General features: G+C 58.0%; 18 protein-coding genes and 1 tRNA gene. 8 read left to right on the plus strand and 11 right to left on the minus strand.

Features of this window, described 5'->3' with window-relative positions; genetic code table 11:
- Positions 1 to 405: 405 nt before the first annotated feature.
- The 5 genes from CW305_RS03255 to CW305_RS03275 all read left to right on the plus strand — a co-directional run bounded on the left by CW305_RS03255 (position 406) and on the right by CW305_RS03275 (position 5,049).
- Positions 406 to 2,484 (plus strand): glycoside hydrolase family 5 protein, encoded by a 2,079-nt coding sequence (locus CW305_RS03255; protein ID WP_104097096.1) that lies wholly within the window; start codon positions 406 to 408, stop codon positions 2,482 to 2,484.
- 445 nt (positions 2,485 to 2,929) lie between these two features.
- Entirely contained in the window at positions 2,930 to 3,712 is a 783-nt protein-coding gene (locus tag CW305_RS03260) for a hypothetical protein (RefSeq protein ID WP_104097097.1), read from the plus strand.
- Positions 3,709 to 4,134 carry a phage holin family protein gene (locus CW305_RS03265; RefSeq protein WP_014819822.1) on the plus strand — a complete coding sequence of 142 codons (426 nt, stop codon included), beginning with the start codon at positions 3,709 to 3,711 and terminating at the stop codon, positions 4,132 to 4,134. The genes CW305_RS03260 and CW305_RS03265 overlap by 4 nt, the downstream gene beginning before the upstream one ends.
- Positions 4,131 to 4,889: a DUF3618 domain-containing protein gene (locus CW305_RS03270; RefSeq protein WP_104097098.1), complete on the plus strand. Its 759-nt coding sequence runs from the start codon at positions 4,131 to 4,133 to the stop codon at positions 4,887 to 4,889. The genes CW305_RS03265 and CW305_RS03270 overlap by 4 nt, the downstream gene beginning before the upstream one ends.
- Positions 4,890 to 4,973: 84 nt before the next feature.
- A tRNA-Thr gene (locus tag CW305_RS03275) sits at positions 4,974 to 5,049 on the plus strand.
- 84 nt (positions 5,050 to 5,133) lie between these two features.
- On the opposite strand, the gene CW305_RS03280 is transcribed toward CW305_RS03275, so the two are convergent.
- The 7 genes from CW305_RS03280 to CW305_RS03315 form a co-directional block, all read right to left on the minus strand.
- Positions 5,134 to 5,439, minus strand: coding sequence for a hypothetical protein (locus CW305_RS03280; RefSeq protein WP_023443846.1), 306 nt, complete (start codon positions 5,437 to 5,439; stop codon positions 5,134 to 5,136).
- 62 nt (positions 5,440 to 5,501) lie between these two features.
- A complete protein-coding gene (locus CW305_RS03285; RefSeq protein WP_023443845.1) occupies positions 5,502 to 6,491 on the minus strand; it encodes a phage integrase in 990 nt (329 codons plus the stop codon).
- Positions 6,488 to 7,768: a hypothetical protein gene (locus tag CW305_RS03290; protein WP_023443844.1), complete on the minus strand. Its 1,281-nt coding sequence runs from the start codon at positions 7,766 to 7,768 to the stop codon at positions 6,488 to 6,490. Before CW305_RS03290 ends, CW305_RS03285 begins: the two co-directional genes overlap by 4 nt.
- Before the next feature lie 67 nt (positions 7,769 to 7,835).
- On the minus strand, positions 7,836 to 8,138 hold the full coding sequence (locus tag CW305_RS03295; protein WP_031297123.1) for a hypothetical protein: 303 nt from the start codon (positions 8,136 to 8,138) through the stop codon (positions 7,836 to 7,838).
- Between the two features lie 87 nt (positions 8,139 to 8,225).
- Positions 8,226 to 8,615: a hypothetical protein gene (locus CW305_RS03305; RefSeq protein WP_023443842.1), complete on the minus strand. Its 390-nt coding sequence runs from the start codon at positions 8,613 to 8,615 to the stop codon at positions 8,226 to 8,228.
- Entirely contained in the window at positions 8,608 to 8,862 is a 255-nt protein-coding gene (locus CW305_RS03310) for a hypothetical protein (RefSeq protein WP_023443841.1), read from the minus strand. Before CW305_RS03310 ends, CW305_RS03305 begins: the two co-directional genes overlap by 8 nt.
- Entirely contained in the window at positions 8,855 to 9,133 is a 279-nt protein-coding gene (locus tag CW305_RS03315; RefSeq protein ID WP_104097099.1) for a helix-turn-helix domain-containing protein, read from the minus strand. The genes CW305_RS03310 and CW305_RS03315 overlap by 8 nt, the downstream gene beginning before the upstream one ends.
- Positions 9,134 to 9,273: 140 nt before the next feature.
- On the opposite strand from CW305_RS03315, the gene CW305_RS03320 reads away from it, so the two are divergent.
- Together CW305_RS03320 and CW305_RS03325 are read left to right on the plus strand one after the other, a co-directional pair.
- Entirely contained in the window at positions 9,274 to 9,552 is a 279-nt protein-coding gene (locus tag CW305_RS03320; RefSeq protein ID WP_031297121.1) for a hypothetical protein, read from the plus strand.
- Between the two features lie 57 nt (positions 9,553 to 9,609).
- A complete protein-coding gene (locus CW305_RS03325) occupies positions 9,610 to 10,173 on the plus strand; it encodes a hypothetical protein (protein WP_023443838.1) in 564 nt (187 codons plus the stop codon).
- Between the two features lie 169 nt (positions 10,174 to 10,342).
- Here the strand turns inward: CW305_RS03325 and CW305_RS23555 are convergent, their stop codons facing one another.
- From CW305_RS23555 to CW305_RS03345, 4 genes are all read right to left on the minus strand, one after another.
- Positions 10,343 to 11,509, minus strand: coding sequence for a hypothetical protein (locus CW305_RS23555; protein WP_219819250.1), 1,167 nt, complete (start codon positions 11,507 to 11,509; stop codon positions 10,343 to 10,345).
- Between the two features lie 68 nt (positions 11,510 to 11,577).
- On the minus strand, positions 11,578 to 11,841 hold the full coding sequence (locus CW305_RS03335; protein WP_031297119.1) for a type II toxin-antitoxin system Phd/YefM family antitoxin: 264 nt from the start codon (positions 11,839 to 11,841) through the stop codon (positions 11,578 to 11,580).
- A 12-nt stretch (positions 11,842 to 11,853) separates the two neighbouring features.
- A complete protein-coding gene (locus CW305_RS03340) occupies positions 11,854 to 12,141 on the minus strand; it encodes a HigA family addiction module antitoxin (protein WP_023443834.1) in 288 nt (95 codons plus the stop codon).
- Positions 12,141 to 12,419 (minus strand): type II toxin-antitoxin system RelE/ParE family toxin, encoded by a 279-nt coding sequence (locus CW305_RS03345; RefSeq protein WP_023443833.1) that lies wholly within the window; start codon positions 12,417 to 12,419, stop codon positions 12,141 to 12,143. The genes CW305_RS03340 and CW305_RS03345 overlap by 1 nt, the downstream gene beginning before the upstream one ends.
- A gap of 699 nt (positions 12,420 to 13,118) precedes the next feature.
- Here CW305_RS03345 and CW305_RS03350 point away from each other — a divergent pair.
- Positions 13,119 to 15,080, plus strand: a complete 1,962-nt coding sequence (locus tag CW305_RS03350) for a methyl-accepting chemotaxis protein (protein ID WP_181063844.1) — start codon at positions 13,119 to 13,121, stop codon at positions 15,078 to 15,080.
- The last annotated feature ends 63 nt before the right edge of the window (positions 15,081 to 15,143 follow it).

The raw sequence follows: 15,143 nt of genomic DNA on the forward strand, positions 1-15,143 counted from the left end.
GGCAAGCTCGATAGCGGTTAATCCCTCTTAAGACCTCGGAAGTTCAAAAAGCCGACGCTTATTTTGGCGCCAGACAACCAACTAGGGCGGTTAAACGTAATATCAATTCGACAGCTATCGCCATATGAGTAATGGCAACTTAATGTTATTTGCTCTATATGGCGTTTTTCTGGCGATCTATTACTGACAAAAAAATTTCCATTAATTTTTGGAACCTATTATAAAGCCGCCACGCAAGACGATTTGCCGGTTTGTTCAGGGGGTGGACGGCGGGAAATTTCTTGTTGAACGGTTCGTTTGTTGTGACACCGCGGCCCTCCTCAAGAGCAACGCCCCACGACTTATCGACCTCCCGTCACTTTTTAAAGGCTCGGCCTTTGAAGTAGTAAGTTCCGGAGAGACTCAATGTCCACCAACCTGTTTTCCGGTGCCCGCAAGGCACTCGTCGCTTCCATCGCCGCCGCTGTTCTTCTGGGTGGTGTCACTGTTGTCACCACGCCTTATGCCGCTGCATCCACAGTTGCCGCTGTATCGGTTTCCGCCAAGATCAACGCGTTCACCAACACCGATTGGCTGAACGGTGTCTGGCGCACCGGCGCCGGCTTCTCGATCCCGGCTACCTCGGCAAACCGCACCGCGTTCGTGTCCGGCGTTTCGGTACGACTGGCAGACGGTCAGGTACGCAAGATCAGCCGCGCCCAGATCGTCGGCAGCAACATGAGCATCTTTCTGGAAGGTGCAAAGCTGGACGGCAACAAGGTTGGCGCACCGCAGGTGGTCACCATCGGTAGTACGGCCGTAACGGCGCCTGTAACTTCCACCGCTCCGGTCACTTCACCGACTACCGTTGCTGCACACTCGACCAGCATCAATGCATTCACCAATACCGATTGGCTCAATGGGGTATGGCGCAAGTCGCCGGGCTTCTCCATTCCGGCAAGTACTGCCAACAAGGCTGCGTTCAAAGTTGGTGCGTCGGCAAAACTGGCGGATGGCCAGGTTCGCAAAGTTACCCAGGTACAAGTTGTCGGCGCCAATATGAGCGTCTATCTCGAGGGTGCGGCAGTTAACGGGAGTGTGGTCGGCGCACCCAACAAGTTGTCGCTGGCGACAACCTCTACTACCAGCCCGGCTCCGGCGCCTACTGCTCCGACTAACTCAGTCATCGCGACCAGTAACCTGAACAACTACACCAATACTCATTGGTTGAACGGTATGTTCCGCACTGCCGCCGCCTTCTCTATTCAGGCAAGCAGCGCCAACGTGGCAGCGTTCAAGACTGGCGCTGTGGTGAAGCTCGCTGACGGCCAGACCCGCAAGGTGCTGCGCACTCAGCTGGTTGGCAGCAACATGAGCGTTTTCCTCGACGGTGCAGTGATCAACGGCACCACCCTGGGCTATCCGAAGACCATCTCGGTGGTCAGCACATCGACCAGCACTCCTTCGTCTCCGGCTCTGACTACTCCGCCGGTAGAAGCGGCACCGGCGCCTGCGCCTACCGCACCTGACACCACCAACGGCAAGCCGCTGCTGGTCGGCGTCAACCTGTCCGGCGCAGGCTTCGGCCCGTCGGTTGTTCCGGGCAAGCATGGCACCAACTACACCTACCCGGCCGAGTCGTACTACAAGAAGTACTCCGACCTGGGCATGCCGCTGGTTCGCCTGCCGTTCCTCTGGGAGCGTATCCAGCCCAAGCTGAACTCTCCGCTGAACGCTGAGGAGTTCGCCCGCCTGAAGCAGTCGCTAGACTTCGCGCAGAAGCACAACGTCAAGGTGATTCTCGACCTGCACAACTACTACCGTTACTACGGCAAGCTGATCGGCTCCAACGAAGTGCCCATCAGTTCCTTCGCTGCGGTGTGGAAGCAGATCGTACAGCAGGTGGTCAACCATCCTGCCGTCGAGGGCTACGGCCTGATGAACGAGCCGCACTCCACCAATGGGCTCTGGCCGCAGGCTGCCCTGGCTGCTGCTCAGGCAATCCGCACCGTCGACTCCCAGCGCTGGATCTACGTAGCGGGCGATCGCTGGTCGAGCGCCTTCCACTGGCCGCACTACAACACCCAGCTGGTCACCAACCCGTGGATGCGTGATCCGAAGAACAACCTGGTTTATGAAGCGCACATGTACGTGGACAAGGATTTCTCGGGCAACTACTTCGACAAGGCCGAGAAGTTCGACCCGATGATTGGTGTCAATCGCGTCAAGCCCTTCGTCGACTGGCTCAAGCAGAACAAGCTGCGCGGCTACATCGGTGAGCATGGCGTACCGGACTTCTCGCCCTCGGCCATCGTCGCTACCGACAACCTGCTGGCTTACCTGCGTCAGAACTGCATCCCGAGCACCTACTGGGCTGCCGGTCCCTGGTGGGGTGAGTACGCCATGTCGCTGGACGTGAGCAGTGGCAAGTACCGTCCGCAGCTGCCGGTTCTGCAGAAGCACGCCAAAGCCACAAACAGCTGCACCAGCGTCGGTCCGCTGTAACGACAACGATCCAAACAAGAACGGGCCCCAAGGGCCCGTTTTTGCGTTCCTATACTGTATTGGCTGATTACAGCTCGTCGGCTCGCTGCGACGGGGTGATCGCCAACGAGCTGACCCGATGGTCACCATCGCTGTCATTCCCGCCGTTCCGCTTGTTCGACCTTCGCATTCCCCCAAGCCAAGCTGCATGCCGGCTGCGCGCCAATCGCGGGCAGATCGCCACCAGATCTCGCTGTTTCACGTCCTCCCTTTCTGCAGTGCGGCATAGCTGACTCGGTTCTCGAAGCCCCGTACCGCTTGGCCAGAAACACGGAACTCGAAAATTTGGGTCCGGTCACCATTTATGTGCGTACTGAAATCGCACAGCCGCGGAAGCCCGCACTGCTGTGCTTCACGGACCGTGGTCATCCGGCCAAACCCTATGACCCTATAAAAGGTGGACAAAATGACGACACCCGATGAAGAGATCACAGGTTACGGCGGCCAAGCCAGAACCGACGCCAACGCGCAGTCAACGAGCGCTCCCGCTCAACCCACCGGCCAAACAGGCCAGGCTGGCACCACGCAGGCAAGCAGCTCCGCTTCCGCTCCGAGTGCCGAGGAACTCAAGGCAAAGGCGCGCGAAGCTGGCGAGCAGGTCAAGACCCAAGGCAAGGCGCAGCTGGACAGCTACCGCGGTACGGCCGCCGATGAGCTGGAAAAGGTTGCCCAGAGTGCCAAGGCAGCAGCGGCAGAACTTGAAAACCAGGATCGCACTGGCCTTTCCCATTACGTCTCCGACATGGCGCAGAGCATGGTCGACCTGGCCGACAACCTGCGCGGCAAGAGCGTCGATGAGCTGGTGGGCGAGGTGAACCGTCTGGCTCGCAACAATCCCGGCCTGTTTATTGCCGGCAGCGTTGCACTTGGCTTCGGCCTGACTCGTTTCGCCCGTGCTTCCAGCCATCGCACTGAATCCACAACGCGTGAACCGACGACCGATTACGGCCATTCCGACGCCAGTCGCCCGCATCCGACTTCGCCGCTCGGCGTGCCGGCAGACGTAACCGCCGAAACCCTGCCAAGCCAGTCCGACCTAGACTCGCGCATTTCCAGTGGCACACCGAGCAATACCGTCGGCGGTGTGAGCAACGCTGGCATGGCGCCGAACAAGGGCAGCACCAATGGAGTAGGCAGCAACGGCGTTGGCAGCACTGGCAAAGGCACGAACGGAGGGCTTAATCGATGAACGAACAACGCAACCTCAATACGCCTTACGAACCCGGCAACCCCGAGCACGATAATTCGGTCGGCGGTTTGCTACGGCAGCTGACCCGCGAAGTGCCGTCGCTGTTCACCAAGGAGCTGGCGCTGGCCAAGGCCGAGCTGAACGAATCGTTGCGGGCCACCAAGGCAGGCGCTGCCAGCGTCGCAACCGGCGGTGCGGTGCTCCTGGCTGGCTTCATCATCCTGCTGATGTCGGCGGTCTACTTCCTCAGCACCATGATGGAACCCTGGCTCGCCGCGTTGATCGTCGGCGTAGTCGTGGTGGTCATCGGCATGATCATGGTCTCGGCCGGCAAGAAGAAGTTCGAAGCCTCTTCGTTCAAACCCGACCGCACCATCCATTCGCTGCAGAAGGATAAAGAAGTCGTAAGGGGGCACGCATGAGCACGCATAACCAGGTAGACGTAGAAGCACAAAAGGACCCCGACACGCTGGAGCGCGAGATCGACCAGCAGCGCGCCGAAATCGGCAACATCGTCCACGCGCTGGAAAGCAAGCTCTCCCCGGGGCAGATGATCGATACCGCGCTCGGATACGCCAAAGGCGGCGGTGGCGAGTTCCTGCATAACCTCACCGATACCGTTAAGGCTAATCCGGTACCGACGCTGCTCACCTCCATCGGCCTGGTATGGCTGATGGCCGGGCAGAATCGGCGCCCGGACTATAGCGACAGCGCTTCGATCGGTCCGTCGATGACCGACAAGCTCGCCGCCAAGGCCTCTGGTCTCAAGCAGCAGGGCACCGGCATCAAGGACAAGGCAGCGCAGATGAGCCATAGCGCCTCCAGCTCACTGGGCAATGCCCGTCATCGCGTCGGTGACTCCAGCCGGCACGCCGCGGAAAGCCTGCGACATACCGCAGACCGTGCGCGCGGCGGTTTCACTCAGTTGCTCAACGAGCAACCGCTGGCATTGGGCGCCATGGGCATCGCCCTCGGCGCGTTGCTGGCGGCCTCGGTTCCACCGACCCGTCGTGAAGACGAACTGATGGGCCAGAAGAGCGACGAGCTGACCGGCAAGATCAAGGACAAGGCTCGCGAGGGCTATGCGATGGCCAGCGCCGAAGGCGAGCAATTGGCCGGCCAGGTCAAGCACGACCTCGAACGCGACCACGGCCAGCCCGCGTCGCGGCCGCACTGATCGCCCGATGCGGATTGCAGTATCGAGGGCGATGCGCGCGGACTTGAGTCCAACCGCAGAACCCCTGATAATCCGCAGCCTGGCGCCGGTGTAGCTCAGTAGGTAGAGCAGCGCATTCGTAATGCGAAGGTCGCAGGTTCGACTCCTGTCTCCGGCACCAATGAAATCAAGGGGTTAGCTTCGGCTAGCCCTTTTGTTTTTGGGCCGGTGTCTCACAAGTGTCCCATTCTTGTCTCGGCGTCGATCACGCTGTCAGGCGGTACGCGACGTAAGCCAGGACGCCAAAGGCGGCGCCGAAAATCCCATAGATCGGCCATAGGCTTCGTTTTCTAGCCTCTGCTCGAGCATCGAGAATCTCTTGCGCCTGAAGGTGCACGTAGGACGGTGGCGTTCGTGTCTTGGCGGGCCGCTTGATTCGAGTTATCTCGCCTCGAGGAGGCTCCGTCGTTTGCGCCTTGGGTGCCGCATCAGCTCTGAAGTTGTCCCAGGAGGGCTTTTTGCCTTTCTGGCGCAGTTCTTCGCGATACCACTCGCGATCTTCCATTCCCATGTCTGCCTCCTTGCAACCACCGTTTCAATCGCAGCCAATCGTATAGCACTGGCCGCAAAACGCTAGCGATCCCCTCGGGGTGCTTCGAGCAACACCAATGGCGAATGACTGAGAACAGTCGCGAAGTGATCCGGCGCCAGATGCGAGTACCGCATCGTCATCTTGATATCGCCGTGGCCCAGGATTCGTTGCAGCGTGAGGATGTTGCCGCCCTGCATCATGTAGTGGCTGGCGAAGGTGTGCCGCAGGATGTGGGTCAGCTGGCCGGGTGTGTGCAGGCCGGTGCGTTCGTAGGCTTTGCGGAACGCCGATCGACAGGAGCTGAACAGCCGGCCCGATCCAGGGTAGCCACGCTCAAGCATCAGGTCCACCAGATCATCCGGCACGGGGATGGTCCGCACGCGGCCATTCTTCGTCCTGGCGAAGCGAACTTGCCCGTTCAGCAGCTGGTTACGGGTGATCGACTCCGCTTCATCCCATCGAGCACCAGTAGCCAGACAGAGCTTGGCGACGGGCAGGGTGTGGCTGTTGGTCGACGCGGCGCATTCATCCAGCACCAACCGGCATTCGTCCAGGGTGAGATAGGTCAGCTCGGTTTCATCGACCCGCAGTTGTCGCAGCTTGGCGACCGGGTTGGCTTCATGCCAGACGCCGAGGCGGATCAGCTCGTTGAATACGGCTTTCAGGTAGCGATGCTCATGGTTCACCGTTGCCGGAGTGCAGCTCTTGAGGCGTTCGGCCCGATAGCGGCTGAAATCCAGGGCGGTGAAGCTGGAGGCAATCGGGTTGCCCAGGGCTTCGACTATCGCCAGGGTGCGCCCATAGCGCTTCTGATCCTTGAGCGTGGCGCCATGCAGTTCGTACCAGACCTGCACCAGATCGGCGAGACGTTCGCCCGGGTCGCGGCCCCGATGGCTGTACTCCCGGCGCATATCGACTACCCAGCGTTCAGCCTCGCTCTTGGTGCGGAAGCCACGCTTGCGCTTGCGGATGCCGGCTGTTCTATCCAGCCAGAAATCCACGTCCCAGCCGGTTGGTCCCTTGGTGATCAAACAGCACGCCCCCAGCGAACGTGACGCTCCTCGAGCAGTGCCTTGATGTGCTTGTACAGGTCACGCTCGGTCATTTCCTTGGCGGCGTAGTGGTCACGGATCACCGGCCAACAGTCCCATTGCTGCAGCGTCTCAAACGCCTTTTTTGCGCCCACCCGCTCCCTTGCCAGCAGGCTTACGAAGTTTCCCAGGAACAGTTCCACGTTCTTGCCTGAGAAGCCTCGAGAGGTCTTGTAGTACCGCTTGTATTCGGTGTCATCGACCAGCGAATCCACGGCCACATCTACCCGCACGTCATCGCGCATCAGTGTCCAGATCGGCTCGTAGTAACCAGGGCGAGCAATGAGCTTGAACTGGCGCAGGCCGTAGCGCCACAGGCCGTCCAGATGGGCCGAGAAGGCGGCGAAGGAGTCCGTGTCGATGGCTTCCCCGGTCTTCACGTCAATCGAGCCGCTGGCGAATTGCTGGATGACCGAGTGGTGATAGCGCAGCTCCACCCGCCACACGTCCTGGGCTGGATCGTAGTTGTCCGGATCAGCCGCATCGAACGAATCCCGACGCCGCCAGACGCTTTCCCAGAAGTCGAGCTTGTCCGTTGCGCGGGCCTGTTCGGTCTTGTTGTAGATGCAGAGCTGCACGCCACCAGCCGAGCCGAACATGGACGTTTCCCCGCGCCCGTAGACGCTGGACTTGGTGGCCCACTCGACCTGGCTGATGCCCGAGATATCCCGGTGTGTCCTGGCCCGGCAATGCAGGCGTGCCACCAGATCGACCGGGGGCTTCCAGCCTTGCAGATCCAGGGCAAGGTGAACGGCACACTGGTTGCGCTCCCGGTTGGTCATCACCGCAGCGGCGTAGTAGTCCATCCGCTCTTGCAGCCGTTCCGGCGACAGCGCGTCGATGGCGTGCGGTGATACCTCGATTTTCAGGTGCGGGCCGATGTGTTCCAGCTTCGCGTTGAAGTTCTTGATGAGCAGGATGAAGCCCAGGTCAGCGTTCTGCAGCTTGTACTGGTAACCCGAGTCGCGACCTACACGGCCCGAGTGCCAGATTTCCCCGGCGAACTCGACCATCGCGCCCGGTTTCTCGAATAGCGCCATGATCTCCGGGCGGATCAGCCCGCGGTACAGCTGGCGGACCGTATCCACGCCGCAGCGCAGCAGGCGAACGCCTGACAGGTCCTTGAAGCCCGTATAGCCAATGTCCAGAAACAGCCGGCCGGTGCTGCTTTCCTCGCCGGTGGTTCGATCAACGCGGATGAAATCTTTAACTTGCATCGGTTTTACCTTTATTGAGCTTTTGCCACTGAACCCACAACTGGTTATCTGACGTGTTACAGGGACGTCAGCGCGGGGGCGCGCGCACGCCGGCACAGGCGACGCGCTCGCTACGCTCGGCGTAGAACTGTGCTGCCGTGCGCGCGCTCATTAGCTGCCATGCAGTAACGGCGTCGATGAAGAACTCGATTGGGTCATCCAGGCACGGTTGTTCCTGGGTGAATGGCGGGAGGGAGGGACGATCAGGCGGCGGCGTGCCGGCAAGGGCGATACAGAGCACGAGGCTGGCCAGCCCGAGGAGCAGGTGCGGGAGGCAGAGATAGGCGCGGCGTGCGAGGACGAAGAACACCAAGGGCGCTGCCCTTGTCATCCCGCTCTTGCCGCCGAGGGCTCGGGAGCGTGGGGTGGAAAAGCTACCCCACACTCCCAGCGATAGGCTGTTCATGGTCGTGCAGGGTCAAGGGTGCGCTGCGCCCGTGCTTCCGTTCGCCGGAACGGTGAAGCTGTTCCGACGAGCCGGGAGCGCGGCCCTTGACCTTGCAGAGTTGGGAAGGGCGATACGGCCCAGTACGTTGCCGGAACCATGCCGGTCGCGGTGCCGCATCACCCTGATCGTGCGAATGTCCGAAAAGAACACTTCATTCGGGTAAGAGTCATCCCGGTTCATATCGAAGGTCAGGAAGTACCCGTGGTCGTACACGCCTTCCATCGGCACCACCATGCCGACGATATGCAGGCACTGCCAATAGGATTCCGGCTCATCATCCCAGTGCAGCTCAACGAGAACGGTCTGGCCGATATAGTCCTGGGCGGTGGAGGCGTCCACAACGACATGCTGGCTAGTCATGGCTGTAATCCCCCGCGGCGAAGTTCTCCTTTCCGCTCAGCAGGTCGGCCCGCAGCTTGCCCACGTTCACCATGCGGAAGTCCGAGAAGGTGACGCTGGGTAGCGTGCCGTTCTCTACCCACTCAGTGACTTCCTCCACCGGAATGCCGCTGGCCGAGGCGAAGGTCACGATGCTGCACAGGTTGCTGATGGCCGCGCCCAGGGGCACAACGTTGCTGCCGTTTTGGTCTGCGTTCGGCTTACTCATCGATGTAGTCCCCCTGGGCGAAGATGGTTTTGCCCTTTGCCAGATCGGTACGAATCTGGGCGAGGTTGACCACGCGAGGCCGACCCATTTTTACGCTGGGGATGGTGCCGCTCTGCATCCAGGCAATTACGGTATCGACGCTGACGCCTAGCATCGCCGCGTAGACCTCCTTGCTGCACATGAGAGCGTTACGGCAATCGAGATAGATCACTCGCTTGCCGTCCAGATCAAAGCTCACGTCGAAGGGTGGTTCGTTTAGATGCGTAGTCATCGCCTATCCCTGCCTTTGAAATGTTCATAAACTGTGGTTATCGGGTGTTTCAGGCGGAAGGTAAAATATTTACCGCCTGGGCAAAATATATACCTATGATCCGCGATGGTAAATATTTTACCTAGCAGTGGTAAGAACGAATGGAATTAACCCAAGACCGCGTTAGAGCCTTAGTGCATATGCTGGGTCATCGCGTGGTTGCCGATGCAACTGGATTGAAGCCGGAAAGGCTCAAGACAATTCGCTACAACCGAGATGCGCAGGTGCGTACCAACGAGCTGGACGCCATTGCCTGCGCTTATCAGCAGTACAGTCTTTGGCTACGCACGGGCGAAATTGACTTAAGCCGAGGGCAAATCAGTCCGGCCTACGCCGAAGCGGACCTAAAGTTGGAAGGACAAAACGCGGGCAGCAAATAACAGCCGAAGCGGCCCGGCGATGGTTCAGCCGAAAGACATGATTCCAGGGAGAAGGGCATGGGAAACATCATCGACATGGCAAGCTTCGAGCATCTCCGCAGGTCAAACACGGATGACCGCTACACATGCCCGAAGACCAACGTAACGTTCCCCTATATCTACAAAGTGCTAGTGCCTGAGGGCGAGCTGGTAGACGAAGTGCCGGTCTTCATCGGCACCTACAGCACCGAATACCGCCTCAAAGAGCCATCGAACCTAGAGCAGCTTCCAGGCTTTCCCCCTCTGACCGTAACCAAGATCAGCACACTCGATGCTGACGCCGAAATCTATCTCGACGTAATCCACTTCACCAATAAAGAAAGAGCGATTGGCTTCAGGCAGGCATGTGCCCATCTAGGAATAGAGCCAGAATCTGTTCGTGGCTTAGAGGATGATCAAGGTGTCTTCCTTCTTCTGCGAAGAGGTAACCCCGTAAAGAAACAGGGGCACATAATCTATCGGAGCAGCAAGCTTCAATACTTTAATCAGTTAGGGGGCGAGATTGAATGTGAGTATGTCGCTGCATTCAATGGTAGCGGTGTTATCGTGCCCCTTGCTGATATAGAGAATTGTGAGGAATAACAAGTGTAGGGTTGGACGAGCAAAGTGCGGGCGGTAAAGAAAAGTCGATGCGGCTCGGCGATGGTTTTCGCAAATTGAAGGCGTGTCGTAAGTCTGCTACAACCCAAATGCAGAAGCGTTTGTTGTAAATTAATAATTTTTATATATGGTTTCGCGGTTAGCAGTTAATCTACCAGTCCATATTCGCAGCTTGATCTGCTATGTGTTCCAAATAATCAACAAGTTGCTCCATTTCTTCTACAGATTGCATAGCCTTTTCATAGGTCCCGTCAGCTGCGAGTGTTAGAATCATCGGAAGTTCTGTTCGTTGAAGATAAAAGCGTGCAGGCTCTCTTTCATCGGCCCAAAGATACTCCATAAAGTCACTAATTGTTTTTATCGCTTCTGCGTCCGCAATGTCTACAGGTCCGGTTAATGATAATGGGCGATGAGTATTTGTAAGTAGAACAGGTACCGCTCCTGCGTCGGAGTGGAAGGAAAATGCTTCACCTCTTTTTCCAAACGATCCATGAGCAACGAAATTTCGATGCTGTCTTCTGATTTCAGAAAGAGCGTCATGGTAGCTTTTGGCTTTCGGTTCCGTAATATTGAATGCCGATTTGTATTTAATGCTCCAGTCTGATGCGACTAGCTCGGCAACCTCGTTTCCCGTTTTGATACGCCCTTGGATTATGGCTAAATGAATAAATACATGTTCAGTAAAGCTGAAAAACGCATCAATCGCTGAATTTGCTAACCAACGTACCTTTTGAAAAATTGTGAATGGCTGGGAAAAATAACCACTGTTAAGGTTTTTCATATCTTCCCAAGACGCCATGCTTCGGTGCTCTATCTCCTTCTTTTGTTGTGTGTAGGCAGATTCATACTCGCGCACGAAATACTGAAAGCGTTGGTGGAGCTCTCCAGTTACGTTTCTAACATTTATTGAGGAGTTTGCTATGGCTTCCTTGGCTCGCCATTCAAAGTAAGGTTTCGCTATTCTTGCAGCCTTTCTGATTTTGTTTGCTATTTCTTGAGCTTGGATTTCTTGTGCTTCTGCTTTTTCCGCAAAAATGCCAAGCCCCATCTTTCTGTGTTCAATGAGGTATTTTCTTCCTAGATATTCGATGGGGACAGACCAAGCCAGCTTCTCGAACTGTCCAAGGTTTTTAAATCCCAATAGATCAACCAATAGAAAGTAAGTTAGATAATACGGGGGAAGGCTTCGTCCTGCGTTTGTTCGTTGGCCTGATAGCAATATTGAGCTGGGGAAGGGCGTGCTTGTCGCTGGTTTAATAGGTGATATCGCCCGTTGCACGGAGGCTTTAACTTTTAATAGGTTCTCTGGTAGATCCATGCGCTGTGCTCGCTAGATTAAAGGATACTGAAAACACTATCTATTGAAGTCGGAAAAAGGGGACGGATTTATTTTCCGAGCGCGATGAGTTCATCGATATCTAGCCGTACAGCGCGCTCATCACGTCGTGCACGCGCAATCTCGGCGAGGTGGGCATCATCGACGACCTCCAGCAGCGCCTCGTACAGCGCGGGCGGAACGGCATAAAAGGCTGGCCTATTTCGATGGAGGATGACCACCGCTTCGCCAGCACCTTCGCGGATAACCCGCATCGGGTTTCTTTTCAGGTCGGTTGTTGATGCCGCAACATCCGCCAGTACCTTAAATGCCATTTTTCAAGCCTTTCAGGCAAAAGCCAGTTTGCCAACATGCTGCAGATCCACATGTTGCCGGGCAACCCACAGATCGTAGGCATCCTGCATGGAGAGCCAGCTTTCAGGTGAGCGACCAAGCGCTACGGATAGGCGCAATGCCATTTCCGGCGTGACGCGACTGGTGCCCTTCAAGACGCGGCTCAGGGTGGAGGGGGCAACGCCGAGCTTTTCGGCCAACTCACGCCCGCTGATGCCGTTCGGCTCCAGGTAGATATCGGTGATGAACTCACCAGGATGGGGAGGGTTGTGCATGCTCATCAGTGGTAATCCTCATAGTCCAGGACATAAGCGTTTCCGTCGCGAAACTCGAACGTCAGCCGCCAGTTGCCGTTCACCATGATCGACCAGCGTCCACGCATTTCGCCCTTGAGCGGGTGCAGCCGGAAGCCGGGGATATCCATGTCGTCTATCGTCATGGCCGTATCCAGGGCCGCCAGTTGCATCCGTAGCCGCTTGGCATGGGCTGGCTGTATGCCTGCCGTGCTGCCGGTTTCGAAGAGCTTGCGTAGCCCTTTGTGCTGGAACGTTTTGATCATTTGCTGAGCCTAGCATGTTGCGCAACACGCAACAACGTGGTGTCCCAAAATTGGCCGAAGTCTGACATTAGCCACACTGGACGGCATGTTAGGTGCGCTGGAGGCCTCGATTTTACTGGCTTCCAGCTTCTACGATGACAGGTGCCGATCTTTCGTAATGCGAAGGTCGCAGGTTCGACTCCTGTCTCCGGCACCAATGAAATCAAAGGGTTAGCTTCGGCTAGCCCTTTTTTGTTTGTGGTGGTTTTGCCGAACCATCTCCTCGTGATCAACCTCAAGCTGCATTACCTCCTTTCTCGTCCCCGGGCTTTCAATCAAGGAAGAACTGCGTCGTTATATAAGCCTCAAGCTTCCATAACCCCGTCTCGCCAAGCCGGGTAAACCTCACGGTTCTGGACCTGTTCGGTTGCCTTCCGGCGTCGTGTCCGACAGCCGGCAGTAGCTTGACGTTAATTTATTGACTTTGGTCAGGGTTATGCGCCTGTGCAACAGAAAGAATGTGTGCCAGTTCAAAACGGTCGCTGATAAGCCCTGTAAGGGCCGTTCGTCCTGCGACGTGCTACAGCATTCAACGCCACGGTTCGACCGACCAATAAACCGATAAATCGCTTCCTCGCGCGTACCGAACGGTGCGCGGCGGTTGCGCGCACCCTGCCTTCTGCCACTGGTAACTCCATGACCTGGAGCACTGAGGTACACATGCTTAGAAACATTCCCTTGAGCGCGAAGCTTCTTTTGATCCTCGCGTGTCCTATGCTCGGTTTTCTGTGGCTGGCCAGCCTGTATGTCGTTGACAGCTACGCCACCCTGAGACAAATGGAGCGCACCGTCGAGGCCAGCGTGGCCGCGCAGAACGTGAGCCGGCTGATCACTGCATTGCAACGTGAACGTGGTGCGAGCGGCGTCTATCTGGGGAGCCAGGGACGTACCATGGCCCGGCGCCTGCCGGGGATGCGGCAAGCGACTGACGAAGCGTTGAGTGCCGTGCAGGTGCTTGCCAAGCAGGAAGGCTCGCAGATCGGGAGCGTCTTGGCCTCGCTCGATGAGCTTCAGGCAACACGTTCGCAAATCGACTCGTTCGTAATCAACAGCATCGACTCCGGTTCTCGCTTTACTGGCTACATCAAGGCGTTGATCGGCTTTACCCACGAGGTAGAGCGCAGCGTGCAGGACGTCACGCTTGCACGAGCGCTAGGCGAGCTCAATCAGTTCGTCGAGATGAAGGAGCGGGCCGGTCGCGAGCGGGCGTTGTTGGGCGTGGTGTTCGGTCAGGATCGGTTCGACGCGGCGCTGCTTGCCTCCTTCAGCCGGAACCTGGGTGAATTCTCAGCCTATATGGACGGCTTCCGTCGTGCGGCCTCGGAGCACTTCATCCGTTTGCTGGATGAAAAGCTGCAGCAGCCGAGCGCCGTTGAAGTCGCACGTCTGCAACGTCTGGCTTTCGAGGTGCCGATCGGGCAGAGCCTGGGTATCGACAGCGAGAGCTGGTTCGATACGGCGACCAGCCGGATCGACCTGATGGGGGAGCTGGAGCAGGCCTTGTCGCAGGAAGTGGGCACACTGGCCGCTCGGGCTCGCGATGAGGCGAGCAACGCGCTTTGGCTGACGCTCGCCGCGGTGATCATTGCGCTGCTGGTGGTGACCGGCCTTTCCTTCCTGATCATTCGCAACATCAAACTGGCGGTGCAGGATGTGAATCATGCGCTGTTGTCGCTTTCCGCTCGGGATCTGACCGCAACGGCGCACTACGAAGGCAGGGACGAGTTTGGCGAAATCTCGCGCAACCTCAATTTCATGGCCGTCGAGCTCAAGCAGGTCGTCGGCGAGATCAGTAACGCCACCGCGCAGGTGGCCACGGCGGCGGAGGAGTCCTCTGCGGTGACCGTGCAGACAAGCCAGAGCATCGATCGCCAGCGGCAGGGAACCGAGTTGGTGGTTACCGCGATAAACGAGATGAGCGCGACCGTGCGTGACGTTGCGAGAAGCACCAGCGATGCCGCCGAACTCTCGCAGCAGCTCAACGCCAACACTGCGCAAGGCCGGGCCGAAGTCGAGAGCACCATCGAGCTCATTCGCCAGCTGTCGAGCCAGGCCGATCAGACCGCAAGCATCATTGCGGACCTCAAGCGTGAGAGTGATTCGATCTCGTCCGTGCTGGATGTGATTCGCGGCATTGCCGATCAGACCAATCTGCTCGCACTGAACGCGGCTATCGAGGCGGCACGAGCAGGGGAGCATGGCCGCGGCTTCGCTGTCGTTGCGTCCGAGGTGCGTACGCTTGCCCAGAAGACACAGGAATCCACCGGCAGCATTCAGGACATGATTGCCAATCTCCAGGGCGGGGCTGACCGGGCCGCGCGCTCGATGCAGGAGACGCTCGCCAAGGCTCAGACCGGCTCGAGCAACATCGGCCGTGCCGGGGAGTTGCTGGCGGAGATTGCCGACGGCGTTTCTGCCATCAGTGATCGCAATCTGCAGATTGCCACGGCGGCGGAGGAGCAGAGCGCGGTGGCCGAAGACATCAATCGCAACGTCGTCGAGATCAACGATGTCGCGATTCAGGTGAGCGCCGGTGCGGAGCAGACGGCGATGACCAGTCTGGAGCTTGCGCGCCTGGCCGAGCAGCAACAGCAGCTCGTTGGTCGGTTCAAGGTCGCTTGACGCGTGCGCCTGCTGAGTTGAATCCGTAAGCCCGACCGCAGTTGGCCGAGGTAGGGGGAGCCG

Origin of the sequence: Stutzerimonas kunmingensis, from assembly GCF_002929225.1 — a bacterium.
Lineage (GTDB): Bacteria > Pseudomonadota > Gammaproteobacteria > Pseudomonadales > Pseudomonadaceae > Stutzerimonas.

Bases quoted from the DNA above. Each gene is read 5' to 3' on its own strand.
- CW305_RS03305 (WP_023443842.1), bottom strand. From the start codon at position 8,615: ATGACTAGCCAGCATGTCGTTGTGGACGCCTCCACCGCCCAGGACTAT.
- CW305_RS03315 (WP_104097099.1), bottom strand. From the start codon at position 9,133: ATGACTACGCATCTAAACGAACCACCCTTCGACGTGAGCTTTGATCTG.
- CW305_RS03335 (WP_031297119.1), bottom strand. From the start codon at position 11,841: ATGGCATTTAAGGTACTGGCGGATGTTGCGGCATCAACAACCGACCTG.
- CW305_RS03260 (WP_104097097.1), top strand. From the start codon at position 2,930: ATGACGACACCCGATGAAGAGATCACAGGTTACGGCGGCCAAGCCAGA.
- CW305_RS03325 (WP_023443838.1), top strand. From the start codon at position 9,610: ATGGGAAACATCATCGACATGGCAAGCTTCGAGCATCTCCGCAGGTCA.
- CW305_RS03310 (WP_023443841.1), bottom strand. From the start codon at position 8,862: ATGAGTAAGCCGAACGCAGACCAAAACGGCAGCAACGTTGTGCCCCTG.
- CW305_RS03265 (WP_014819822.1), top strand. From the start codon at position 3,709: ATGAACGAACAACGCAACCTCAATACGCCTTACGAACCCGGCAACCCC.
- CW305_RS03340 (WP_023443834.1), bottom strand. From the start codon at position 12,141: ATGAGCATGCACAACCCTCCCCATCCTGGTGAGTTCATCACCGATATC.
- CW305_RS03350 (WP_181063844.1), top strand. From the start codon at position 13,119: ATGCTTAGAAACATTCCCTTGAGCGCGAAGCTTCTTTTGATCCTCGCG.
- CW305_RS03320 (WP_031297121.1), top strand. From the start codon at position 9,274: ATGGAATTAACCCAAGACCGCGTTAGAGCCTTAGTGCATATGCTGGGT.
- CW305_RS23555 (WP_219819250.1), bottom strand. From the start codon at position 11,509: ATGGATCTACCAGAGAACCTATTAAAAGTTAAAGCCTCCGTGCAACGG.
- CW305_RS03290 (WP_023443844.1), bottom strand. From the start codon at position 7,768: ATGCAAGTTAAAGATTTCATCCGCGTTGATCGAACCACCGGCGAGGAA.
- CW305_RS03295 (WP_031297123.1), bottom strand. From the start codon at position 8,138: ATGACAAGGGCAGCGCCCTTGGTGTTCTTCGTCCTCGCACGCCGCGCC.
- CW305_RS03255 (WP_104097096.1), top strand. From the start codon at position 406: ATGTCCACCAACCTGTTTTCCGGTGCCCGCAAGGCACTCGTCGCTTCC.
- CW305_RS03270 (WP_104097098.1), top strand. From the start codon at position 4,131: ATGAGCACGCATAACCAGGTAGACGTAGAAGCACAAAAGGACCCCGAC.
- CW305_RS03280 (WP_023443846.1), bottom strand. From the start codon at position 5,439: ATGGGAATGGAAGATCGCGAGTGGTATCGCGAAGAACTGCGCCAGAAA.
- CW305_RS03345 (WP_023443833.1), bottom strand. From the start codon at position 12,419: ATGATCAAAACGTTCCAGCACAAAGGGCTACGCAAGCTCTTCGAAACC.